This window comes from Streptomyces sp. NBC_01384, from assembly GCF_045040035.1.
Taxonomy (GTDB): domain Bacteria; phylum Actinomycetota; class Actinomycetes; order Streptomycetales; family Streptomycetaceae; genus Streptomyces.
The window spans coordinates 792,612-813,936 of the sequence record NZ_CP109560.1 but is presented as its reverse complement, the minus strand read 5'-3'; the positions used below and the strand labels follow the sequence as shown (position 1 = coordinate 813,936).

Sequence of the window (21,325 nt, the reverse complement as noted above, 5' to 3'; positions counted from 1 at the left end):
GCGCGTCTGTGTCCCGGTGGTCCCGAGTTCGGCGGCCACGGCCGCGTAAGTGCGCGTGCCACCGGCCGCGCGGTACAGCGCGACGGCATCCCTCCGGAACTCCTCCGGATGCGGAGACTGGCGTCCCACCTGAACACCCCTTCCTGGACCTCAAGATCCATTGTCAGGGTGTCCACTCCAAGGGATCAGCCTCACTCGGTCAGCGTCCCCTGCGGCGAAAACAAGGTGAGCGGAGTCCGGTCAGCCCCGCAGAATGACTCATGCTCATCGACCACTGGCCTCTGCTCGGACTGCGACTGACCACGCCTCGCCTGGAACTCCGTCTGCCCTCGGGTGAGGAACTCTCCGAGCTGGCCGACCTTGCAGCGGAAGGCGTCCACGATCCAGACCGCATGCCCTTCTCCGTCCCCTGGACAGATCTGCCTCCCCGGGAACGAGCACGCTCGGTGGTTCAGCACTACTGGCTCCGGCTTGGCAACTGGACCCCGGACAACTGGGCGCTGAATCTCGCGGTCTTCGAGCACGGCCAGATCGTCGGTCAGCAGACGATCGCCGCCCGCAACTACGCGACCCTGCGTGAGGTCGACACCGGCTCCTGGATCGGCCTTCGACACCAAGGACGTGGAATCGGCACCGAAATGCGCGCAGCCATCCTTCACCTGGCGTTCGCTGGGCTGGAAGCAGCCGAGGCAACCTCCGGCGCCTTCGCGGACAACCCGTCATCGTTCCGGGTGTCCAGCAAGCTTGGCTACGAGCCAGACGGCATCGAGCGCCTGACCGTGCGCGGCCAGGTCACCGTCATGCGCCGACTGCGGCTCTCCCGCGCGCAGTGGGAGGAACACCAGCAAGCAAGCGTCTCAATCGACGGACTCAGCGCCTGTCTGCCTCTGCTCGGCCTGACGGACAAGACCGACGAACTGCCCGATGGGCTTCACTGATCGGCCCTCGTGAGCTAACCAACCACCTCCACGACCCGGCCATCGACCTCGGTGGCCGGGTCGTCGAGCGCCATCATCCAGACGAGTGACAGCAAACGAGCTGAGCCGCCGTCACGGACATGTAGTCTATGAATCGTCGCAGTTCAGAGCCGGTATCCGAGCTCCTGTGGTCGGTAAAAAGGTCCACCACCCAGGTCGCGATCACACTCGTCGCATATGCACTCATGGCCTGGCTGCGATAGCCGTCCTACGCCTGTGGAACCCCGCCGCCCGACCCGGGCGGCGGGGTTCTGTGCTGAGTACGAGAACTCATGTGCGCCAGGACGCCGGCTGACAGGATCCGCGGTATGACGAGTGACAGACGGGCGCTGACGGCCCTGCATCTCTTCCTGGTCTGGGCGACGATGGCGGCCGCGATGCCGACGCTCGGCTTCGGGCTGCTGGTGACGGCCTGGGGTGGAGGGGCCGGTGCGGCGGCGCCGGTTTTCGCGTTGGGTGTGCCGCTGACGGTGGGCCTGTTGGCCACGGCGGGCATACCGGCGCGGACCGTGGTGCGGCTGTGCGGCTCCGTGCCGCAGCGACTCGGCTGGGCGGTACTGGTCTTCGTCCTCGGCACGCTCGGCGTCTTGGCAGGTCTGGCCGCCTACGGTGGGGACGTCGACCTGGGGAGCGCCGGTACCCGGATCGCGTTGACGGGGGTGCCGTACGCCGTGGCCGCGGCGTTCTTCGTGCCGAGCCGGTGGGTGCGGCTGGGGGCGGTGGCCACGCTGGCGGCCGGGGTGGCCTATGGGGGCTTCGTCGGCCCGGCGCAGTCGCAGCAGCGCCGGCACGAGGCGGAGGTCGCGCGGTACCGGGAGCATCCGGAGCTGCTGTACCTGGGCGCTGCGCCGCCCGGCATGCAGGTGTCCCATGCCGAGGCCGGCCCCGCCTACTTCAGCGTCGAATACCGCCCCGTCCGACACGACGAGTTGGCGTACGCGGACCTCACGGTGCGTTCGCCGCTCACGCCGACACCCCGATGCCCCGAGCTCGTGGAGAAGGGCGTGACCTGCACGGTAGACGCGCACGGCGAGATGTGCATGGTCCGCGACTTCTCCAGCGGCGGCCGCGCCGTCACCCTCACCCGCCGTCACCGGAACGCGGAGGTCGAGGTCGCCAGCCAGACCCTCGACGAACCCGGGCTACGCCATCTCCTGGACACTCTGCACCCGCTGTCGGACACAGAGCTGGAGAAACTGATGCGGGAAAAGGAGATCGACCACAGACTCTGAGCTCTGGTTGACCGCGGGCACGATGTCGTTGTTGACGATCAGGTCGATCAGCCGGTCGGGGTAGAAGTTGGCGACGCCGATCGCCTTGGCACGGCCCTCGCGGTTGGGAACTCCAGCTCCTCCACGTCGCACCTTCGCCGGCCCCGCCGGGACCTTCCGCCAGTGCACCGAGACCAGCCCCACCCAGCGCGCCATCCTCGCGAAGCTCGGCATCGCCGAACCCCAGCGCGTCATCACCCTGGAACCCAGCACAGCCCGCTGACCAGCACCTCCGCCCCCAGACACACGCCGACCCGGCGTGCGATCACACATATCTGCAGGTCAATACACGTATTCGTGTACTAGTGTCCTGCGCCAGTAGTTGATCGTTAGTTGTGTGTGACTTCTGCTGCTGGTGCGTCAGTTCCTCGTCGGGGCCCGAAACTGGAGCCGTTGCTGCTGTCTGATGACGAGCGGGCGGAGTTGGAGCGGTGGACGCGTCGGGCGACATCGGCCCAGTCCCTGGCTCTGCGGGCGCGGATCGTGCTGGCGTGTGCGGGGCCGGAAGTACCGCCGATTGTCACGGTCGCCCGAGAGTTGCGGGTGACCGCGGACACGGTCCGCAAGTGGCGGAGGCGCTTCCTTGCCGAGCGGCTGGACGGACTGGTCGACGAGCCCCGGCCGGGCCGACCGCCCACCATCAGCGTCGATCAGGTGGAAGCGGTGGTGGTCACCACGCTGGAACAACTGCCGAAGAACGCCACTCACTGGTCCCGGAAATCGATGGCGCAACACAGTGGTCTGTCGAAGTCCACGGTCGGCCGGATCTGGCGGCAGTTCCAGCTCAAGCCGCATCTGGCGGACACCTTCAAGCTTTCGACCGACCCGTTGTTCGTGGAGAAGGTCTACGACGTCGTGGGCCTGTACTTCAACCCGCCCGAGGGTGCGGTGGTGCTCTCGGTGGACGAGAAGTCGCAGATCCAGGCCCTGGACCGGTCCCAGCCCGTGCTGCCGATAATGCCGGGCATGCCCGAGCGGCGCACCCACGACTACGTGCGCAACGGCCTGACCACCTTGTTCGCCGCCTTCGACGTCGCCACGGGTGAAGTCATCACGGCCCTGCACCGCCGGCACCGGGCCGTGGAGTTCAAGAAGTTCCTGATCAGGATCGACAAAGAGGTCCCCGCTCACCTGCAGATCCACCTGATCGTCGACAACTACGGCACCCACAAAACCCCTGCGATCAAGGCCTGGCTGGCCAAACACCCACGGTTCGAGCTGCACTTCACCCCGACCGGCTCTTCCTGGATCAACCAGGTCGAGCGGTGGTTCGGCTACCTCGCCCACCAAATGATCCGCCGCGGCGCACACAAGAACATCCAGGCCCTCGAAGCCGACATCCGCGCCTGGGTCAAGGACTGGAACGAAGACCCCAAGCCGTTCATCTGGACCAAGACCGCCGAAGAGATCCTCGACTCCCTTGCCCGCTTCTGCCGACGGATCTCTGGCGCAGGACACTAGAACGCCACCGCAACTGCGGAACTCGGGCTGTCATCCCGTCGGCCGCGCGTCAACGTCATCGGCCCGTGGCCACGGTTGTCGCCACGGCCCCCCTTTCGCCTGTCACGGCCGAACTGCGGGGTCACTCACCCCCGCTGCCCCCGCCGACCGGGAACTGCCTGGCGTCCCGTCCTCGATACCGTTCGCGCAGTCCGGGGTCGTCGGCCAGGCCGGGTGGCAGCGGCCCGTACCGCTTCTCGACGCGGGCCGCGAAGTCCGGTTCCGTCAGCTCGGACAGGGACAGACCCGGGCGGTGCAGATGCGGCGGCGCGTTGACGGACATGAACAGCTGCCGCGGCCCGGCCCTGCTCGCGCAGGACCAGTGCCGTCTCGTAGGCGAGGGGGGGCTCCCATGCTGTGCCCGAAGAACGCGTACGGTTCCGTGAACTCCGCCTGGTCGACCAGTGCTTCGACGAGCTCCGGTATCCGCTGCCGTGCGAGCGGGAAGGCCGCGTCGATCGGCACGTGATCTGTCGCAGTGAAGGTTGAGCGTTTCTCAGCGAAGTTTGAGTGGCTTGGGTCACTCGCTTTCGTGGGTGATGGAGTCAGGCGCCTGCGGAAAGGGACGCGGGCCTGCGCAGCAGCCACTGCCTGAACGTCCGACGCGGGGGCCGCACCACTACCTTGCCGTGAGCCTTCTGGCCGACCAGCTCGACTCGCAGCGTGGTCGGTGTGTCCGGGGGCGTTCGCATGCGGCGGTGTCTGAGCTTGCAGTGGACCAGGGTCAGGCCGTCGACATCGACCTCGACGCCCGGCCTCGTGACCAGCGTCAGGCTTTTCCCCGCCATGGCCACGTCGATCCGCAGGGTGTCCTGCGTGATCACAGCCTCGGTGAGGTCGAGCGTCACGTTGCACCAGGTCACCGCGAGCTCCAGCCGCCGCGGCAGCACCCAGCGGCCCGTCCGCTCGACCGCGCCGCTGAACACCTGCTCGATCCGGATGACGTCCTTGACCTCTGCGACCTCTGCCGCAGTACCGTCAGCGGTGGTCGACACGGCCGGCAGGTCGGCGGTGAGCACGGCCAGTTCGCTCAGCGTCCGCGCCGACAGGGCAGTTTCCAGGCGCTCGTCCAGCTCGTCTGCGGTCAGCAGGCCGTCCCCCGCCGCGATTCGCAGCACATCCACCGCCCGGTCCCGGTCCGCATGAGAGGCTCGCAGCTCGGGCGACGAGCCGGGGCCAGAGTGCTTCCCGGTGGGTGAAATCTCTCCCGACATACTTCCGTCCCGGTCCTGTCGAAGGTCTCCGCGCGACACAGGCGGCGGCGCGAGTGGAAGACTAACGCTATATCGCGATACGGATCCCTGCTGGGCCCATCACGGAGAGGCCGTGGGTAGTGCCGATTGACGGCATGCGGCATCCATCATGCCGAGGCCCTGTCGCGACAACAACCGCACCCCGTGGGCCAGTTGACATCATGAGCGGGTGGGGGGCTCGGGTCGCTCGCGATTGGCGAGTTCGGCCGTGGCGTTCTCTTCGGAGAAGCGGAGGAAGAGCTTCGTGACGGTGGTCAGCGGGATCCAGTCGACGTGCTCGTCGAGGAGGTTGTGCCGGGTCTGCGTGGGTGTCGCGCCCTGGGTGTAGTGCTCCCAGACCGTGCGGTAGGTGTCCTCCGACATCGAGGCTCGCAGTGGGGGCTTCGGGTCGGGGAAGCGCGGGCCGAGGACCCTTCGGAGGAGCCAGAGCGGGATCTTCCACGTGTCGGCGATCTGCTTCAGGCTGTTGTTGTTCCTGCGCGCGTTGTGCTTGATCAGCGATGTGATGTTGTGGCCGTTGTCGTTCAGCGCCGGGCGGTGCTGAAGGCGGAGGTCGGACGGAGTCGGCTCGGCGGCTGGGCCGGCGTCCGCGAGAGTGCTTGCCAGGACGTCTGTCGAGCGTCCGCTGAGGGCGGCGAGGCGGCTCAGCTGGGGCCTGCGGCCGGTTTTGTGGGGCGGCGGTGTGAGGTGTTGCAGGAGTTCGCTGGGCCGGAGGTGGTTGGCGCGGGCGAGTCGCTGGATGTAGTGGTCGGTGGTCTCGCCGAGACAGCCAGCCCTAAACGATCACTCAACCTTCGGTGAGAAAACCTGGCGGTCGCCAACCTTCGATGACAACGCTCAACCTTCGCTGCGAGAGATCAGGCACGTACCGGGTGCCCGCGCGCAGGACCCCCAGCATCGCGGGGACTGGGAGAGGAAGGTTAAATCCGAGAATAAACCCAAGGGTAAAGCGTGATAGTGTCCGGGGTGGAGGTAAGGCATGCCGACCGAAGAAGAGCTGTTCGCGGCGGTGGATGCGCTGCTGGATGGCGAGCCACAACTGCCGCCGCCCGCTGAGCGAGCCCGGCTGCGGGAAGCCGCCGGAATCACCCAGACCCGCCTGGCCCAGGCGCTGAAGTCGACGACACAGACGGTGAAGAACTGGGAGAACGGCCGGTCGGAGCCGCGCCCGCCGCGACTCCAGGCGTATCAGCGGCTGCTGGAGGGCTGGGCGGAGAAGTACCCCGCCCTGGACGAGAACGAGACGGCCCGGCCCGATGTTACGGCGCCTGCGCCGCCGGGGACGTTCACGGCGGCCCCGGCCGCCGCGCAACGCACGCCCGGCACGGCCGACACGCCCGGCGCGACCGTCGCGGGCCCGCATGCCGCGCCCCGGGAAGCGGCACGCAGGACAACGACGTCGCTTCGCCAGGCCAGGCCGAAGGCGGCAGCGCCTGCCCTCGACCCCCGCTTTCCCAACGGGCCTCTCGCCGTACTGGACGGGGACGGTACGGCGTACTGCCTGGGCGGGGTGCTGCTGGAGTGTGCGGCGACCACGATCCCGCAACTGGTCGACTGGGTACTGAAGGAGTCCGGGATCGGCGCCCCGCGGCTGCACCGCAACGGCAAGGACTCCGATCCGCTGATCGTGCTGACCGCGGCGGCCGCCGTACGGCTGGGGCTGCCGGAGCGTCTGGAAGGCCCGGAGGCCCGCCGGAACCTGCGACTGCCGGAGGACCACCCGGTCATCAAAGGGATCACCCGCGCGAAGTGGAAGCTCACCCAGCGCGGCTTCGGCCCATGGGCCCGCATCTACCGCCCCGCCCAGGGCTCGCAACGGCAGTGCGTGCAACTGGCGATCCTGCCCTGGGACGCCCTCGACACCCGCGCCTGGGGCGACGCCGCGGACCTGCACCCCGCCGATCTCGCCCGGGTACTGGGCGTGTACGCGTCCCGGGTCATCACACCGCGCGGCTCCACCGCCGTCTGCGGGCTGGAGCTCATGACCGCGACACGGCCGCCGACCCGCGCGGTCAAGGACGAGGTGACGGGGGAGTGGGTGTCCGGGCCGAACCCGGGCGCGCTCACCCGGCCCATCGACCCGGCGCCGCCGGAGGCCCCGCCGGAGCACCCCGTCGCCCAGGGCTGGACCGGCGGGTTCCTGGACGAAGAGGCCTACCAGTGGGTGCGCGACCCGAACCTTCTGTCCGACGAGGAGTGCCTGCTGCCATGGGCGGTGGGTCTCGACATCAACACGGCGTTCCTCGCGGCCGCCGCCCGGCTGACCGTCGGTCTGTCGGAGCCGGTCCACGTCACGGCTCCCGAGTTCGACAAGAAGATCCCCGGAAGCTGGCTGGTGGACCTCTCGCACATCGAGCTGGACCCACGCCTGCCGAACCCGTTCACACCCTCCGGGCAGCCCCCCGAGGGACCGGCCTGGTACGCGACGCCGACGGTCGCGTACGCGGTGGAGCTCGGCCACGAAGTGCGGCCGGCCGAGGCGTATCTGCGCCGTGAGACCGGCGCGTACCTGGACCCCTGGCACGACCGGCTGAAGGACGCGTTCGTCACGACGACCGCCGACATGGGCGTCCCCGTCGACAAGGAAGCCGACGAAACCGCGTTCCTCACCGCGATGGCCCTGCACAAGACGTACGCCGCCGCGGACGAGGCCGACCTCGAAGCACTGCGCACCACCCTGCGTGAACTCCCGGCAGGCCGCGCCGACCTGACGCATCCGGCAGACCGGAGCGACCAGGACCTGCGGGCGGCCGTCCGCAGGCACCGGCAGGGCGCGATGGTCCTCTCCGCGGTCAAGTCGACGGTCAAGGGCGGCATCGGCAAGCTGCGCGAACGCCCGCAGGGCCGCCACTACACCGACGGCGAGCGCTGGGCCGCACTGGAGCGACCGACCTGGAACCCGTACATCCGGGCGGCGGTCATCGCCAAGGCCCGCGTCAACATGCACCGCAAGATGGCCAAACTCGCGACCCTGACCGGCCTGTACCCGCTCGCGGTACTGTCCGACTGCGTCGTCTACGCCGGCAAAGACCCCTCCCCGCTGGACTTCCTGCCGCATGCCGGGGACGGCAGGCCGGTGCCCGGCACATTCCGCCTGGGCGCCACCCCCGGCCTGTGCAAGGTCGAGGGCGTCCAGGAGATGGCGTGGGCGGTCGACCTGATGGAGCAGGGCTACAACCCCGCCCGCCACATCAAGGGCGGCGACGCCGTCATGGACGAAGGAGAGTGACCGGTGGGGGACATCGACGACGCCCTGGAGCGCGCCGACTACGAGACGTTCACCCGCGAGCCGCCCAAGGGCCTTCAGGCACGCATCAACTTCCTGCTCGGCAAGCTGAAGACGACCAAGGCCGTGGCCCAGGAGCTCGGGGTCACCCAGCGCTCCGTGGAGCGTTACCGCACGGGCGAGCGCAAGCACCCGCCGAAGGCCATCGCCGACCGCATCGACGCCGCCGTCCGGGCCCGCTGGCAGCCACAGGTCCGCAAGCGGCGTCGGCGGCAGGCCGCCACCAGCACCGGGATCACCGTGGAGACGAGGGCCCGGTTCGGCTACACCGCGCCGATCGGCACGACCGACGACGGCCGCTTCCGCCGACTGACCGTCCACCTCCCGCCGGACTACGCGCGCCGCCTGTTCAACGCCCGCGAACAGGGCGCAGGCGACCAGCAGATGCGCGACATCGTGGCCGAAGGATTGCAGGAGGTGTACTTCAAGGACGGCGGACGCCGCGCCGACAACCTCGAGGTCGCCCTCAACGAAATCGACTATTTCGACGTTTCCTTCTGACCGACGCAGAAGTGGAGTTCCACCCGCTCAACCAGTCCCAGGTCACCGGACGCCTCGCATCTCGCGCCGGCATACGCCGCAGACCATGACCCCGCGCCGCAGGCAGAGGTGTCGACTGCGGGCGACGCCGTGGGCGGGTCCGGTGCGACTCTGCCGGTTACGCAACTGCTGGGCGCGGGCGAAGGTGGCGTCGTCGATCAGCGCCGGATGGGCGAATTGCTCGGAGACGATCCACTTGGCGGGGTCGTTCCAGCGCATCGCGGCGGCGTAGCGGTGGCGACGCAGCACGAGGTCGTCCACCCCCGCTACGGCCGGCACCCCTAGCTCCGGCAGCCGGATGTGCTGCAGCAGGCAGGTCAGCACGGTGGCCCGGCAGAGCACACAGACAGCCCGTCACACGGTGGCTCGGGGCTGAAAGAACTCAGCGTGCACCTTCACGACAGGTCGATGGGAGCCGGGTTCCACTTGTACCGCACGTCATCCTCATCCTTGAGAAGAACTCCGGCTTGCGCCATCCGATCAAGAAAGTCCACCAACATGTCGCCCAGCGGATATCCGTCCACCCAGAACATCCGCTTCACGGAGGAGAACTTCGGGTCACGCGGGAAAACGCCCAGGAACACCCCGAGCCGAAACGCCGCATCGTCGTAGTCCCGCCAGTCGGCCAGGATCTCCTTGAGCTCCATGCTGTCTTCCACCTTCATCAGGGTTCCTCCAACACCCTCGCCGGCTACTACGGAGACCGCGTCACCGACAACCAGTAACTCCACTGCAGGACAGAGAACTCCCGATTCGCAAGGTCATTGAAGCGACGGCGCGCCTGCCGGACGGAGCCGTCGCAGGTCACTGCCCCAGGGCTCGCCATTCTGGAGCAAGGACCGCCCAGAACTGCTTGTCGTAGCGCGTGCCCTCGTACGGCCATGCCTCGCGCCGCACACCCTCCAGCGTCATGCCGAGCCGCTTGGCCACCGTGGAGCTGCGGTCGTTGTCGGCCCGGCAATGCCACTCGGCCCGATGCAGACCCCGGGACGTGAACGCCCAGTCCAGCAATGCGCCACACGCCTGCGTGACCAGACCGTGGCCCTCGGCGGACGGTTCCAGCCAGCACCCGATCTCGCACGAGCCGAAAGCGGCATTGAAATCGGTGAACATCACGCCGCCGACCAACCCTCCATCCCGCCAGATGCCATACAGGCGGCCGCCGTCGCCGGCCTGGCGTTCGGCATACCGCTTGAGCGTGGCCTGCGCCCCGTCCACATCGTGAGTGACGAATCCGGCCCCGACCCACGGCCGAATGTGCTCGCGAGCTCGATCCAGATGAGCCGCGAGCTCCTCGGCATGCCAGACCTCCAGCGGGCCGAGGCGAGCACCGTCGCGCAGCGACAGCGAGAACATGAGATCCCCCATTCACGTAACAACTGTTATGGCAATGTACCGTGGCAGCATGCCACGCACCAAGGGGGATCACGAAGCCCGCCGACGCGACGTCTCCGAAGCGGTCTGGCAGGTCATGGCCACACGCGGCTTCGCCGGTCTTACTCTGCGCGCCGTCGCTGCCGAGCTCGGCGCGACCACCGGCCTGCTCACGCACTACTTCCCCACCAAACGCGCCCTCGTCGCGTACGCCCTCGACCTGCTCGAACAGCGGACCATCGCCCGCCCGCGCCGGCCCGCGGGCACAGGGCTGATCGCCCTGAGGCACGCGCTGATGGACATCCTGCCGCTGACCCCCGAGGCCGCCGACAGCAACCGAATCTGGGTCTCCTCCTGGGACGCCGCGCTCTCCGACGGCGAACTGAGTGCCGACTACGCCCGCAAGTACGCCCAAAGCCGTGACAAGCTGCGCGACCGGGTGGCCGCAGCCCAGGAACTTGGCGAACTTCTCCCCGGCAACCCCGCGCACATCGCAGCCGGCGCCCAGTCCTTCACCCTCGGCCTGGTGGTCCAGGCCCTGTTCGACCCGGCAGCGTTCGCGCCGCAGCGGCAGGTTGAGCTCCTGGACGACTACCTGGCCACCCTGACCGCCCCACGCTCATCCAACAACGACCACTCGGCCCGATCCTGACGGCGGGGCGAGAACGACGCTGTTCATGTACCGCGGGGTACAGCGCCGATCACGTCGCGGGCTGAGGCGGGACCGACGAGCGTGGTGGCTGTGGCGGAGGCAGCGAGCCGCTCTCGGAATCGGCCCTGTAGTCCTAGCTCGGACACCAGGGAACAAGTAACCCGCTGGTAGCTTTCAGGACTTCGCTGCGGCGTTCTTCTTCGGCTGGCGGGGGACCGTCTTGGTTTTGTCGAGGTGGCCGTAAACCGTGGAACGGGGCACGTTGAACATGTCGGCGATCTGCTGGACGGTCTTCTCGCGGGCGTCGTAGAGCTGCTGGGCGAGCTCGGCCTGGTCGGCCGTGAGCTTCGGTCGGCGCCCGCCGACGCGGATCGACGGCCTCGCACATCGCTAGCCCGGCGTCGCGGTGTGCGGGCAGCAGACGACGCGTCGCGCCGGCGTCGGGGGTGGATTGCAGTGCAGCGTCCAGCGCTCGTCGGCCCCGGCCTCGCCGCCGTCCACACCGCCACCGAGACACTGTCCAGCCCACGCCGACGCTGCTGACCCCGCCGACTCCCCACCTACCCGTCTCGCCCGTTCGCTGACCAACACCTATCGGTCACCGCGGCGTGTTTCTGCGGCGGGGGTGGGCCCTTCCTCGGCGGCGTGATGACGGCCGGCCTCGGGACCGTGTCAAGGTCGTTCGTCCTCGGCTTCGCCTGCGGACGCCTCCCCCTTGACGTGGTCCCGAGGCCGGTGAATGCGCCACCTGTCGAGGAAGGCCCCGGCGTGGTCGACTACTCAGTGGTCGCCGGTGAAGATCTCGCGGACCTCGCGGAGGGCGTAGTAGACCAGCACATAGCCGGCCGCCGGGTCGGCCCACCACCAGCCGACGGCCGTGTTGAGGACCAGGCCGAGCAGGACCGCGGTGGCCAGCAGGCCGTCGATCAGTGTGACGCGGCCCTCGGTCTTGAGCACCGGGTTGTCCAGGGCGGCGCCGGTGCGGGCCTTGCCCGCGGCGAGGGCGAACATCACGACGGCGGTGACCGCGGTCCAGACGATGCCCAGAGGCGAATGGTGCGGGTGGTGGCCGATGGCCAGCGCCCAGGTGGACTGCATCAGCAGGTAGACCGCGAGCGCCGCGAAGCCGATGCCGATCAGCCGCAGCGCGTGTCGCCGGCGGGCTTCGCCTGTGCCGGAGAGCTCCCAGATCACCACGGTCGAGGCACCGATCTCGATCAGGGAGTCCAGGCCGAACCCGGCCAGCGCCACGGACCGGGCGGAGACCGCCGCGACGGCAAGGACGACGATGCCGATGACGTTCCAGGCCAGCGTGGTGTACTCCAGGGCGAAGCCCCGCCGGAGCAGGGAATCGCGCGAGTTCTCTTTGGCGGTCACGCCCCGATTCTCTCCGGCCGTCTCTCGCCGCCGGCAGTCGCCCCTGGCCCCTGGCCCCTGGCTCCTGGCCGGCGGCCAGCCTGCGGCGTCTTGCGCGGCGGCCCGGGGCCTGGGTGAGCCCGCAGCTTCGATGCCCTCGGCCAGTGGGTTCTTCGCGTAGCCGTTGCAGCCCTCGACGCTGTTGCGGAGCCGGAAGTAGACCTTCTGCCATTCCGGGCCGCCGTACTCCAGGGCCTGCCAGTGCTTGGCGCCGGTCTCGGGGCTGATGGTGATCGCTGCCGGGGTGCCGGAGAAGCGTGCGAGTGACGTGGTCGTGGACGTCTCTTCCGTGATCAATGCCAAGTCCGGCTTCGGTGATGGCACCTGATCCCGGTCGCCGCGCTTCCATCGAGCCGAGCCGCGCCGTGGCCACGAGGTGGGGGTCTGCTCCTGCTCGCAGCCCCCGGCCTCGGGTAGCTGCTGTCATGGCACCCCGGGTCGAGAGACATCAGAGCTGTGGGTGACTCGGCCGCGACCACCTCGGTGAGCCGTAGCTTCAGGGGGAATCCTGGATGGCTTGCTCGGACCAGATCGTCTTGCCGTTCTGGCCATGGCGGCAGCCCCATCGTCCGCCGAGTTGAGAGACGAGGAACAGGCCGCGTCCTCCCTCGTCGGTTGTGCGGGCACGCCGGAGGCGGGGTTGGGTGCTGCTGGAGTCGGTGACCTCGCACACCAGGACGTGGTGGCGAATCAGACGGAGGTCCATCGGAGGGCGGCCGTAGCGGATGGCGTTGGTGACCAGTTCGCTGACGATGAGTTGGGTGGTGAAGAGGAGGTCGTCCAGGCCCCACATGGTGAGTTGGCGGGTTATCCACGCTCGAGCCTTGGAGACGGCGGCCGGATCGGCCGGGATCTCCCAGTGAGCGGTGCCCCCTGCTGGGATGGCGCGGGTGCGGGCCAGCAGCAGAGCCGCGTCGTCGCGCGGGGCCTGGTCTGCCAGGTCGGCGAGGAGAGCCCGGCCGGTTTCGTCCAGGGCACGATCCGGACGGCAGTGCGCGGCGAGGGCTTCCGTCAGGCGCGGCAGGCCTTGGCCGATGTCGCGATCGCCCCGTTCGACCAGGCCGTCGGTGTAGAGAGCGAGGACACTGCCCGGCTCGACGTCGATCACGGTGGTCTCGTACGGCATGCCGCTGAGGGCGAGTGGTGGTCCCGGGGAGATCCCGACTGCTTCGGCGGTCCCGTCGGGCCGGACCAGGACGGGTGGCGGATGCCCGGCACTGGCCATGGCGCAGCGCCTGGTGACCGGGTCGTAGACCGCGTACAGGCATGTGCCGCCGACAATGTCGCCGTCGCCGGACGGGGCTTCGGCCGCGAGGCGCTGGATCAGGTCCGCGATCCGGGTGAGCAGCTCGTCCGGTTCGAGTTCCAGGTCCGCGAGCGTCTGGATGGCGGCGCGCAGGCGGCCCATGGTGGCGCTTGCGAGCATGCCGTGGCCGACCACGTCTCCGGCGACAAGGGCCAGCCGGAGAGAGGGCAGAGCAATGGCGTCGTACCAGTCGCCGCTGATGTCCGCTCCCCCGCCTGCGGGCAGGTAGACGCCGGCGGTCTCGGCTGCCGGGGTGTCGGTCGTGGCCGGGGGAAGGAGAAGCTGCTGCAGCGCTACGGCCGCCCTGTGCTCGCGCCTGTAACGGCGGGCGTTGTCGATGGCGAGCGCACCGCGTGAGGCGATCTGCTTCATGAGATCCGCCTCATCCTCGGTGAAGGGGGCGGATCGGCCGCAGCGCCAGGCCGATATGGCGCCGAGCGTGAGCCCTCGGGCATGCAACGGTGCCACCATCACCGAATGGGCGTCCTTCGGGACGAGATACTCGACCAGCTGCGGGTCGCTGACCATGGCGATGAAGTCGTCAAGGCCGAAGACGACTGTCTCGCCGTGTCGGACGCTGCGCAGGAGGGGGTGGTCGGGAAGGGGCGGGATGGGGTCGCCGCGCTTGATGCCGGCCGGCCACACTACGGTGGCCGGTGCCAGAGCCGCGTTGCTCATGTCTCCACCGCCCAGCTGCTTCGAGGGTTCTTCCCCGTCGAAAACGGAGTGCGCAAGGTCGACTGCGGCGAGATCCCCGAACGCAGGTGCGAGAACGTCCGCAAGGTCCTGCGCAGTGCGCACGACATCCAGGGATCCTCCTACTCGCTCGGCCACCTCGCGGGCGAGATCCAGATGACGGCGGGCACGCATCTGGTCGGCGTTGTCGACGTACAGGGCTGCGACCCCCGTGGGGCGTCCTCGCGCGTCCTCCAGACGGAAGGCGGACAGCGACAGCGCGTGCTGCAGCGCCGGATCGTGCCGCCAGCTCACTTGCTGGTTTTTGCGGACCACCGGAAGACCCGTCTCGAGCACCCGGCGCAGTACTGCCTCGAGGTTCTCGGCGTCCTCGGCGCACAGCACGTCGCTCAGCCGAGTGCCGGGCTGTACTGGACGGCCGTCGAGAGTGTCCGGCGTGGCGTTCGTTTGCACAGTGGTGAGGTCCGTGTCGTGCAGAGCGATCGTGATCCGGTTCTGTGCGGCCAGTGCGCGCAGGAGCGCCGCGCCCTGCTCGTGGTCGGCGATGTGGTGTGTAGGGGCCGCCAGGACGAGGACCTCCGCCGAGCCCCCCACCTTTGTGGTCCGGAAGGTGACATCGATGGTGTCGCCGCACTGGTGCCACAGCCGTACCCGGCCGGACGCCGGCATCTCTGTGACGCCGCGCAGGTCGTCCGGGAGGTCGGCCACCAGTTCCCGCACGGGGCGGCCACAGACCTCCTCGGCGCGGAACCCCGTCAGGTCCTCTGCTGTCCCGGTCCACCGCACCACCGCGCCTTGAGTGTCGAGCACGGCGGCTGCCAGACCGTCGAAGGCGTACAACCTGCCGTTGGGACCGGAACCGGAGATGCCCGTCGATCCTTGGGAGGCGCCTGCCGAGCAGGCGTTCTTGACATTCTCTATATCCATCTCTGGCTTTCTTTACGAGAACCTGCGGCTCTGAGATATCAGCATGCGGTGGCGGCTGTCGGCCGCCCGGTCGGCAGCGCGTCACATCGCAACGGCCGTGGAGGGCAGGTCTTGTTCGGCCCAGACGACCTTGCCGTCCGTTGCGGAGCGCGAGCCCCACCTGTGGGACAGCTGAGCGACGAGGAAAAGACCGCGGCCGTTCTCGTCGAGGATGTGGGGATGACGGGGGCGTGGGTGGCTGGTGTTGCCATCGGAGACTTCGCAAGTCAAAACCTGGTGCTGGATGAGCCGTAGGCGGCTCGGTCCCTCGCTGTAGCGGATGGCGTTGGTGACCAGTTCACTGACGATCAGTTCTACAGTGGTCACCAGATACTCAAGCCCCCATTCGCTGAGCTGACGGGCGGCTACCTGCCGGGCGGTACAGACGGCGGCCGGCTCGTCCGGCAGGTCCCAGGAGGCGACCTGGGCCGGTTCGAGTACGCGAGTCCGCGCAAGGAGCAAGGTGACATCGTCGGCCGGGGCCTGAGTCGGCAAGGTCTCGATCACCTGCGAGCACAGGTCTTCCAGGGACCCACCGGTCTGTGCCAGGGCGGCGCCCAGGCGATCCAGGCCCACGTCGATGTCGTCGTCGCGGGACTCGACCAGACCGTCGGTGTAGAGCGCGAGCAGAGTTCCCTCGGGCAGTTCCAGTTCCACGGACTCGAAGGGGACCAGACCGAGGCCGAGGCCGAGCGGGACTCCGGCGGGCAGGTCGGGGAAAGTGACATGGCCCTGCGGGTTGATGATCGCGGGCGGGGGATGCCCGGCCCGCGCCATCGTGCACCGCCGGGTGACCGGGTCGTAGACGGCATACAGACAGGTGGCGCCCACCGCCGCGGGGGCTTGGTCCGGAGCGTCGGCATCTTCCTCGCTCAGCCGCCTGACCGTGTCATCGAGGTGCGTCAGCAGTTCGTGTGGAGGCAATTCCATGTCCGCGAGCGTGCGGACGGCGGTGCGCAATCGGCCCATCGTCGCCGCGGCGTTGATGCCGTGTCCGACCACATCTCCGACGACGAGGGCCACCCGGGCGCCAGACAGCTTGATCACATCAAACCAGTCGCCCCCCACGCCGTGGTCCATGTCGGCCGGCACATAGCGCGAGGCCACATCGAGGGCGGCGCCGCCTCCCACATGGTGGGGGAGCAGGTCGCGTTGGAGCGTGAGGGCCGCGGTGCGTTGGCGAGCGTACTGGAGAGCGTTGTCCAGGCTGAGCGCGGCCCGGGTGACGAGCTCCTCGGCGAGGAGGAGGTCATCGTCCTGGAACGGCGTCAGTTCCTTGGAGCGGCCGAACAGCGCCAATCCCAGCACGCAACGCCGCGCACGGATGGGTACGACCATCAACGAGTGGATCCCGTTGTCACGAACCTTCTGCGCCCGCGTCGGATCGTGGTCGACCCATGGGCCGGCATCGGTGTCCAGCACCGGTTCCAGGTGAGACCTGCCCGTGCGCAGGGCGGCGGCGAATGACGAGGTGGGGGGGACGTGGATCACCTCTTCGCGCACCGCCGGCAACTCCAGGACATCCAGGTCGATGGAGGCCACCCCGGCACGGCGCAACACAGGGCGGCGGCCGCTCGTCGTGCCGATCCGTGCGGAGGGCTCGAGTCCGAACGGAACCGACTCCACCAGGTCGACGACGGCGATGTCGGCCAGCAGGGGCACGGCAAGGTCGGCCAGTTCCTGACCGGTCTGCATGAAATCGAGGGTGCTGCCGATGCGCGTGCTGGCTTCGCTGAGGATGGCCAGGCGCTCCCGGGCCCGCCGATTGCCGGTGACGTCCACGCTCATGGAGCACACGCCCATCGCCTGGCCGCTCGCGTCCTGGAGGCAGAAGAACGAGGCGGAGAATGCGTGTTCCCGGCGCGTGTCCGCCGACGGCCACGCCCGGTACTCGTGGACCACGGTTATGCCGCTCTCCAGCACCTGCCGCATCACCACCTCGAGCGCTTCGGCCTCGACGGCGGGCAGCGAGTCCTTCAGGCGGCGTCCGAAGCGTCGGTCACGGGGAATGCCGTCGTGGCGCTCCATGGCGTCGTTCACCCAGGTGCAGCGCAGCTGCGGGTCATAGACGACGATGCCGATCGGTGCGTGGGCAAGGAGCGACTCCCGCACCGGTCCGTTGGTCGCCCCCGAGGACAGGGTGCCTATGTCGGTCACGGATACCAGCCACCGGGTGGTGGCGTCCTGTCCCCACAGCAACGAGACCCGCAGAGTCATTTTGAGCGTGTGGCCGGCGCGGTGGCGGACTGTCACGGTGCCGGACCAGCCACCCTGTGCACGGCACCGCTCGGCGAACGCCGAAGCACTCAGGGCGTCCTCAGGGGACGCCAGCACGTGAGCGGCGGACCGGCCCACCACCTCCCCGGCCGAGTACCCGACAAGGTGCTGAGCGGCCTGCGTCCACCCCACCAACGTGCCGTGCGTATCGATCACCGCTATCGCTGCGTCGGGTATCTCAAGGGGGCTCATGGGCTCGGCGAGTGGCGTGTGGTCAGTGTTCATCCTTGCGATTCCTCCTATGGGGGTGCGGTGTAAGAGCGCGACGGCCGAGTGGTTGAGCGGCCACATGCGCGGCACCTCGCAGACCGAGGCCACTTTGTCCCGATTTCTGATGAAAGCATCAATGACGATTGCTCAATCGTCAAGACCGCCAAGATTGATCGAATAATCAGACATGAGCTCACGCGGGACCGGCAGGCCGAGCACCCCGGCACCTCACCGGCGCAAGGTGCAAATCCGGGCGGCACTGATCGGCATCGTCGCGCCCTGCAATGCCTGCCGTGGGGGTTACCGACTCGTCGGGGGGTGGCGTCCCAGGGCGGACAATCGAGGCTGGTAGTATGATGATGAGTTCATCAGAACTGCTACTATTGTTCGCGGCGCATGCCGATGTCAGCCTCACGCAGTAACCGATTCGAACGCCGTCGTTCCGAGACCCGGCAGGCACTCGCCCGCGCCGAGCGGCAGATCCTGGCCGAGTCCGGCGACACCAGCGCCAGCATCCGTGCCATTGCGACAGCAGTGCGTCGGTGACCTCGAAGAACGCGTCCGCCCGGGTGGGCAAGCACCCGTGGAAGGCCGTCCGAAAGCGTGACAGTTCCGCGAAATCGTTCCGTTCGCCGACCTGCGTCAGCACACTCATCCCCACGGCTTTTCTTGTGAACTCCTGGATCTCGTCCCAGAGTTCAGGGTCACGAGGAAGGCCGCCCTCGTACCCAGGGGATCACTCCAACGAGTGACCACACGATCCTTATCGATCAAGGTCGAGGTTAAGGATCAAGATCATCACCGCCGGCTGGGGCGGCGCCTACGGATACGAGATCGTCATCAAACACCCAGGCGGCCACTACGGCCAGTACGCACATCTCTCGAAGCTCTCTGCCAAAGCCAGGCAACAGGTGCGCGCCGGGCAGGCCATCGCCCGCTGCGGCACCAGCGGCAACAACTCCACCGGACCCCACCTGCACTTCGAAGTGCGCACCGGCCCGAACTGCAGATCCGACATCGACCCGCTGGCCTACCTCCGCTTCCACGGCGCCACACCGTGAACGCTCGGGAACAGCGAGCTCGCCAACGGCCACCGCACAGCTCCGGTCGACGACCCTCCGGTGGGCTATGGGTGCTATCGGGTTCACATCCGCCACACGCTTCATGCGTGAGCGATGAGTTTGGGCGGAGGATCGGGTCTGCCCTGGCATGACTCGAATCATCGCTGACATCTCGGTCTCCCTCGACGGCTTCGTCACCGGGCCCGACCCCGGCCCGGACAACGGTCTGGGCACCGGCGGCGAGGCCCTGCAAACCTGGGCATTTTCCGACGACCCCGACGACCGCCGGGTCCTGCGCGAGGCGACCGCCCGCTCGGGCGCCGTCGTCCTCGGCCGCCGGCTCTTCGACGTGGTCGACGGGCCGAACGGCTGGGACGACAAGTCCGGCTACGGTGTCGGCGAGGTCGGCAAGCCCGCGTTCGTCGTCGTGACGAGCTCGCCGCCGGAGTCGGTGCGGCTCACCGACCTCGACTGGACGTTCGTCACCACCGGTCTGCCCGACGCCGTCACCGCCGCGCGCGAGCGCGCCGAGGCGGCGTCGTCGGACAGCGGCAAGGACCTCGACGTCGTCCTCATGGGCGGCGGCGCCACGATCGGCTCGGCGCTCGACGCCGACCTGGTCGACGCGCTGACGCTGCACCTCGCGCCCGTCGTGCTGGGTGCCGGGACGCCACTGTTCACCGGCGAAGCGCCGCGCACGCTGGTGCAGCGGAGCTCGACATCGACGGCGACGCACCTGACCTACGACCTCCTCCGGTGATCCGATGACCACCGTCAACGCCAATGAGATCACCTTGGGCATCGAGTCGTTCGGTGACGACGACGCGCCACTCGTCCTGCTCGCGGGCGGGACGACGATGCTCTCCTGGCCCGACGCGCTGTGCGAGCGCCTCGCCGCCGGCGGGCGCCGCGTGGTGCGCTACGACCTGCGCGATAGCGGGGAGTCGACGACGGCGGACCCACAGGCGCCCGCCTACACCCTGCGCGACCTCGCCGCCGATGCGGCGGCCCTTGCCGACGCGCTCGGCGGCGGGCCCGCGCACCTCGCGGGGATCGGCGTCGGCGGGATGGTCGCCCAGGTGGCCGTGCTCGACCATCCAGACGCGTTCTCGGCGCTCACCCTGGCCGGCACCCGCGCGGTTGCGCCCGGCCCGCCCGACGATGACCTCCCCGACCATGACCAGGCGACGATGAGCCGGCTGTTCGCGCATCCGATGCCCGACTGGACCGACCGCGAGGCGGTGGCGGAGTTCGCCGCCGTCGGCGCGGAGATCCTCGGCGACGACCCCGTCGCCGCGCGCGCGATCGCCGCGCGCATCTGGGACCGCACGCCCGGCACCGCACCCCCGGTCCAGATGGCCAACCAGATGGGCATGGTGTTCTCCAAGCTTGACTGCAAACCCCGCTGGCGCGAGCGCCTGCCCGAGATCGAGGTCCCCACGCTCGTCGTCCACGGCCGCCGCGACCGGTTCTTCCCTGTCGGCAACGGCGAGGCGATCGCGCGCGAGATCCCCGGGGCGCGGCTGCTCGTCCTCAAGAAGACCGCCACTGCGATCCCCGATGCGGCGGTCGGCGAGGTCGCCGAGGCGATGCTCACGCTCGGGTAGAGGACGGCGCGTGCCGCGCGGGTACGGCATCCGCGCAGCAGCGGGCGTCGGAGACTCGACACGGCCGCGCGCCCGCGCCCGCGCCCGCGCTATACCCTGCGATCACTCCAGCGAGTGACCACCTGAACGCCGATGATCAAGGCCGAAGTCAAGGAACAAGATCAGAAGCTGTGTCACATCCTCTTTTCGCAGGTCACGGAGGTGTGAAGGGTGGTAGTGATCCCGCTTGCCGTTCGGTTGGGCGTCGATGGTCGCCGTTCCGAACGGCGACGGCAGCGCGCTGTCTTCAGATGGCTGCGAGAGTGGCAGGCGCCTCGGTCTGGCGGCGGGTGCGGGTCAGGCGGCGGGACACGGGTGCCACACTCGGCCAGGACCACGAGTCGCAGCAGCGGGTAGCCGAACTCCACGCCCCCGCCCGCCCGCTTGGGATAGCGCCAGGTGAGCGTCTCCTCATCGGGCACGTGCAGCAAGGTCCCGTCCACGGCCACGGTCCGCAACCCTCGATAGAATGAACCGGCCTGTCCGAGGTGGGCGACGGGCCCGGCGAGGATCTCGAACAGCCGCCGCAGCGGTGCTGCCCCGACCCGCCGCCGAGCTCTGGAGAGTGAGGAGGCCGCAGGCCGCACCAACGGCAGTCCCTCCAGCCCCGCCGTCAACTTGCCCCACACGCCCCGATAGGAGCAGTCCTCGAACAGGGCCAGCGCGAGGACGAAGTAGACCACCACCCGAGACGGCAGCAGCCGCAGCCGCTTCTCACGTGACCCGGTCTCCTCGATCACCGCGTCCACCAGCACGAAGTCCACGATCTGGGTCAACTCGCCCAAGTGGCCGGGCGCGTACACACCCCCGGCCGCCTCGGCCGTGCACGTGATGACAGACGTCTCCTGCAACGGGACTCCCGATGATCTTCTTGCTCGACACAAGCTGATCTAT

The 21,325-nt window shown here is 68.8% G+C and carries 20 protein-coding genes and 3 pseudogenes; 11 read left to right on the top strand and 12 right to left on the bottom strand.

The annotated features are described in order from the left end of the window. Nucleotides 1-260: 260 nt before the first annotated feature. The gene (locus OG747_RS51435) at nucleotides 261-938 is read left to right on the top strand and encodes a GNAT family N-acetyltransferase (protein ID WP_331765203.1); all 678 of its coding nucleotides are present in this window, start codon (nucleotides 261-263) and stop codon (nucleotides 936-938) included. Between the two features lie 347 nt (nucleotides 939-1,285). Further along, on the top strand, nucleotides 1,286-2,209 hold the full coding sequence (locus OG747_RS51430; protein ID WP_331765202.1) for a hypothetical protein: 924 nt from the start codon (nucleotides 1,286-1,288) through the stop codon (nucleotides 2,207-2,209). Between the two features lie 3 nt (nucleotides 2,210-2,212). Here OG747_RS51430 and OG747_RS51425 read toward each other — a convergent pair. Then, nucleotides 2,213-2,311 (bottom strand): annotated as a pseudogene (locus OG747_RS51425) (aldo/keto reductase); the annotation flags it as partial. Nucleotide 2,312: 1 nt separating this feature from the next. On the opposite strand from OG747_RS51425, the gene OG747_RS51420 reads away from it, so the two are divergent. Next, a complete protein-coding gene (locus tag OG747_RS51420; protein WP_331745099.1) occupies nucleotides 2,313-2,471 on the top strand; it encodes a hypothetical protein in 159 nt (52 codons plus the stop codon). Between the two features lie 116 nt (nucleotides 2,472-2,587). Continuing rightward, a complete protein-coding gene (locus tag OG747_RS51415; RefSeq protein WP_405886173.1) occupies nucleotides 2,588-3,709 on the top strand; it encodes an IS630 family transposase in 1,122 nt (373 codons plus the stop codon). Between the two features lie 121 nt (nucleotides 3,710-3,830). Here OG747_RS51415 and OG747_RS51410 read toward each other — a convergent pair whose 3' ends face one another. The 3 genes from OG747_RS51410 to OG747_RS51400 form a co-directional block, all read right to left on the bottom strand. Beyond that, nucleotides 3,831-4,031 (bottom strand): hypothetical protein, encoded by a 201-nt coding sequence (locus OG747_RS51410; protein ID WP_331743338.1) that lies wholly within the window; start codon nucleotides 4,029-4,031, stop codon nucleotides 3,831-3,833. A gap of 262 nt (nucleotides 4,032-4,293) precedes the next feature. Further along, nucleotides 4,294-4,962 carry a DUF1707 domain-containing protein gene (locus OG747_RS51405; protein ID WP_331765201.1) on the bottom strand — a complete coding sequence of 223 codons (669 nt, stop codon included), beginning with the start codon at nucleotides 4,960-4,962 and terminating at the stop codon, nucleotides 4,294-4,296. A 198-nt stretch (nucleotides 4,963-5,160) separates the two neighbouring features. Then, the gene (locus OG747_RS51400; protein ID WP_331743342.1) at nucleotides 5,161-5,364 is read right to left on the bottom strand and encodes a hypothetical protein; all 204 of its coding nucleotides are present in this window, start codon (nucleotides 5,362-5,364) and stop codon (nucleotides 5,161-5,163) included. 616 nt (nucleotides 5,365-5,980) lie between these two features. Between OG747_RS51400 and tap the strand changes: the two genes are divergently transcribed. Then, complete coding sequence (gene tap, locus OG747_RS51395) at nucleotides 5,981-8,230, top strand: telomere-associated protein Tap (protein ID WP_331743344.1); 2,250 nt, start codon at nucleotides 5,981-5,983, stop codon at nucleotides 8,228-8,230. 3 nt (nucleotides 8,231-8,233) lie between these two features. Next, entirely contained in the window at nucleotides 8,234-8,788 is a 555-nt protein-coding gene (tpg, locus tag OG747_RS51390) for a telomere-protecting terminal protein Tpg (protein ID WP_331743346.1), read from the top strand. Nucleotides 8,789-8,830: 42 nt separating this feature from the next. Here the strand turns inward: tpg and OG747_RS51385 are convergent, their stop codons facing one another. The 3 genes from OG747_RS51385 to OG747_RS51375 all read right to left on the bottom strand — a co-directional run bounded on the left by OG747_RS51385 (nucleotide 8,831) and on the right by OG747_RS51375 (nucleotide 10,183). Beyond that, the gene (locus OG747_RS51385; RefSeq protein WP_331743348.1) at nucleotides 8,831-9,169 is read right to left on the bottom strand and encodes a hypothetical protein; all 339 of its coding nucleotides are present in this window, start codon (nucleotides 9,167-9,169) and stop codon (nucleotides 8,831-8,833) included. Between the two features lie 53 nt (nucleotides 9,170-9,222). Continuing rightward, nucleotides 9,223-9,492 carry a hypothetical protein gene (locus tag OG747_RS51380; protein ID WP_331743350.1) on the bottom strand — a complete coding sequence of 90 codons (270 nt, stop codon included), beginning with the start codon at nucleotides 9,490-9,492 and terminating at the stop codon, nucleotides 9,223-9,225. A 139-nt stretch (nucleotides 9,493-9,631) separates the two neighbouring features. After that, on the bottom strand, nucleotides 9,632-10,183 hold the full coding sequence (locus tag OG747_RS51375) for a GNAT family protein (RefSeq protein ID WP_331744970.1): 552 nt from the start codon (nucleotides 10,181-10,183) through the stop codon (nucleotides 9,632-9,634). A gap of 49 nt (nucleotides 10,184-10,232) precedes the next feature. Between OG747_RS51375 and OG747_RS51370 the strand changes: the two genes are divergently transcribed. Then, the gene (locus OG747_RS51370) at nucleotides 10,233-10,853 is read left to right on the top strand and encodes a TetR/AcrR family transcriptional regulator (RefSeq protein ID WP_331765199.1); all 621 of its coding nucleotides are present in this window, start codon (nucleotides 10,233-10,235) and stop codon (nucleotides 10,851-10,853) included. Between the two features lie 174 nt (nucleotides 10,854-11,027). Here the strand turns inward: OG747_RS51370 and OG747_RS51365 are convergent, their stop codons facing one another. From OG747_RS51365 to OG747_RS51350, 4 genes are all read right to left on the bottom strand, one after another. Continuing rightward, nucleotides 11,028-11,225: a helix-turn-helix domain-containing protein gene (locus OG747_RS51365; RefSeq protein WP_405886553.1), complete on the bottom strand. Its 198-nt coding sequence runs from the start codon at nucleotides 11,223-11,225 to the stop codon at nucleotides 11,028-11,030. A 408-nt stretch (nucleotides 11,226-11,633) separates the two neighbouring features. Continuing rightward, nucleotides 11,634-12,572 (bottom strand): cation transporter, encoded by a 939-nt coding sequence (locus OG747_RS51360; protein ID WP_331743354.1) that lies wholly within the window; start codon nucleotides 12,570-12,572, stop codon nucleotides 11,634-11,636. Nucleotides 12,573-12,765: 193 nt separating this feature from the next. Further along, a complete protein-coding gene (locus tag OG747_RS51355) occupies nucleotides 12,766-15,198 on the bottom strand; it encodes a SpoIIE family protein phosphatase (RefSeq protein ID WP_331743358.1) in 2,433 nt (810 codons plus the stop codon). A gap of 81 nt (nucleotides 15,199-15,279) precedes the next feature. Then, nucleotides 15,280-17,739, bottom strand: coding sequence for a SpoIIE family protein phosphatase (locus OG747_RS51350; RefSeq protein ID WP_331743361.1), 2,460 nt, complete (start codon nucleotides 17,737-17,739; stop codon nucleotides 15,280-15,282). 381 nt (nucleotides 17,740-18,120) lie between these two features. On the opposite strand from OG747_RS51350, the pseudogene OG747_RS51345 reads away from it, so the two are divergent. The 4 genes and pseudogenes from OG747_RS51345 to OG747_RS51330 all read left to right on the top strand — a co-directional run. Beyond that, nucleotides 18,121-18,252: pseudogene (locus tag OG747_RS51345) on the top strand (TetR/AcrR family transcriptional regulator); the annotation flags it as partial. Between the two features lie 266 nt (nucleotides 18,253-18,518). After that, a pseudogene (locus tag OG747_RS51340) lies at nucleotides 18,519-18,785 on the top strand (M23 family metallopeptidase); the annotation flags it as partial. A 148-nt stretch (nucleotides 18,786-18,933) separates the two neighbouring features. Continuing rightward, a complete protein-coding gene (locus OG747_RS51335) occupies nucleotides 18,934-19,545 on the top strand; it encodes a dihydrofolate reductase family protein (protein WP_331743364.1) in 612 nt (203 codons plus the stop codon). Nucleotides 19,546-19,549: 4 nt separating this feature from the next. Continuing rightward, complete coding sequence (locus OG747_RS51330) at nucleotides 19,550-20,392, top strand: alpha/beta hydrolase (protein WP_331743367.1); 843 nt, start codon at nucleotides 19,550-19,552, stop codon at nucleotides 20,390-20,392. 173 nt (nucleotides 20,393-20,565) lie between these two features. Here the strand turns inward: OG747_RS51330 and OG747_RS51325 are convergent, their stop codons facing one another. Continuing rightward, entirely contained in the window at nucleotides 20,566-21,282 is a 717-nt protein-coding gene (locus OG747_RS51325; RefSeq protein ID WP_331743370.1) for a transposase domain-containing protein, read from the bottom strand. Nucleotides 21,283-21,325: the final 43 nt, after the last annotated feature.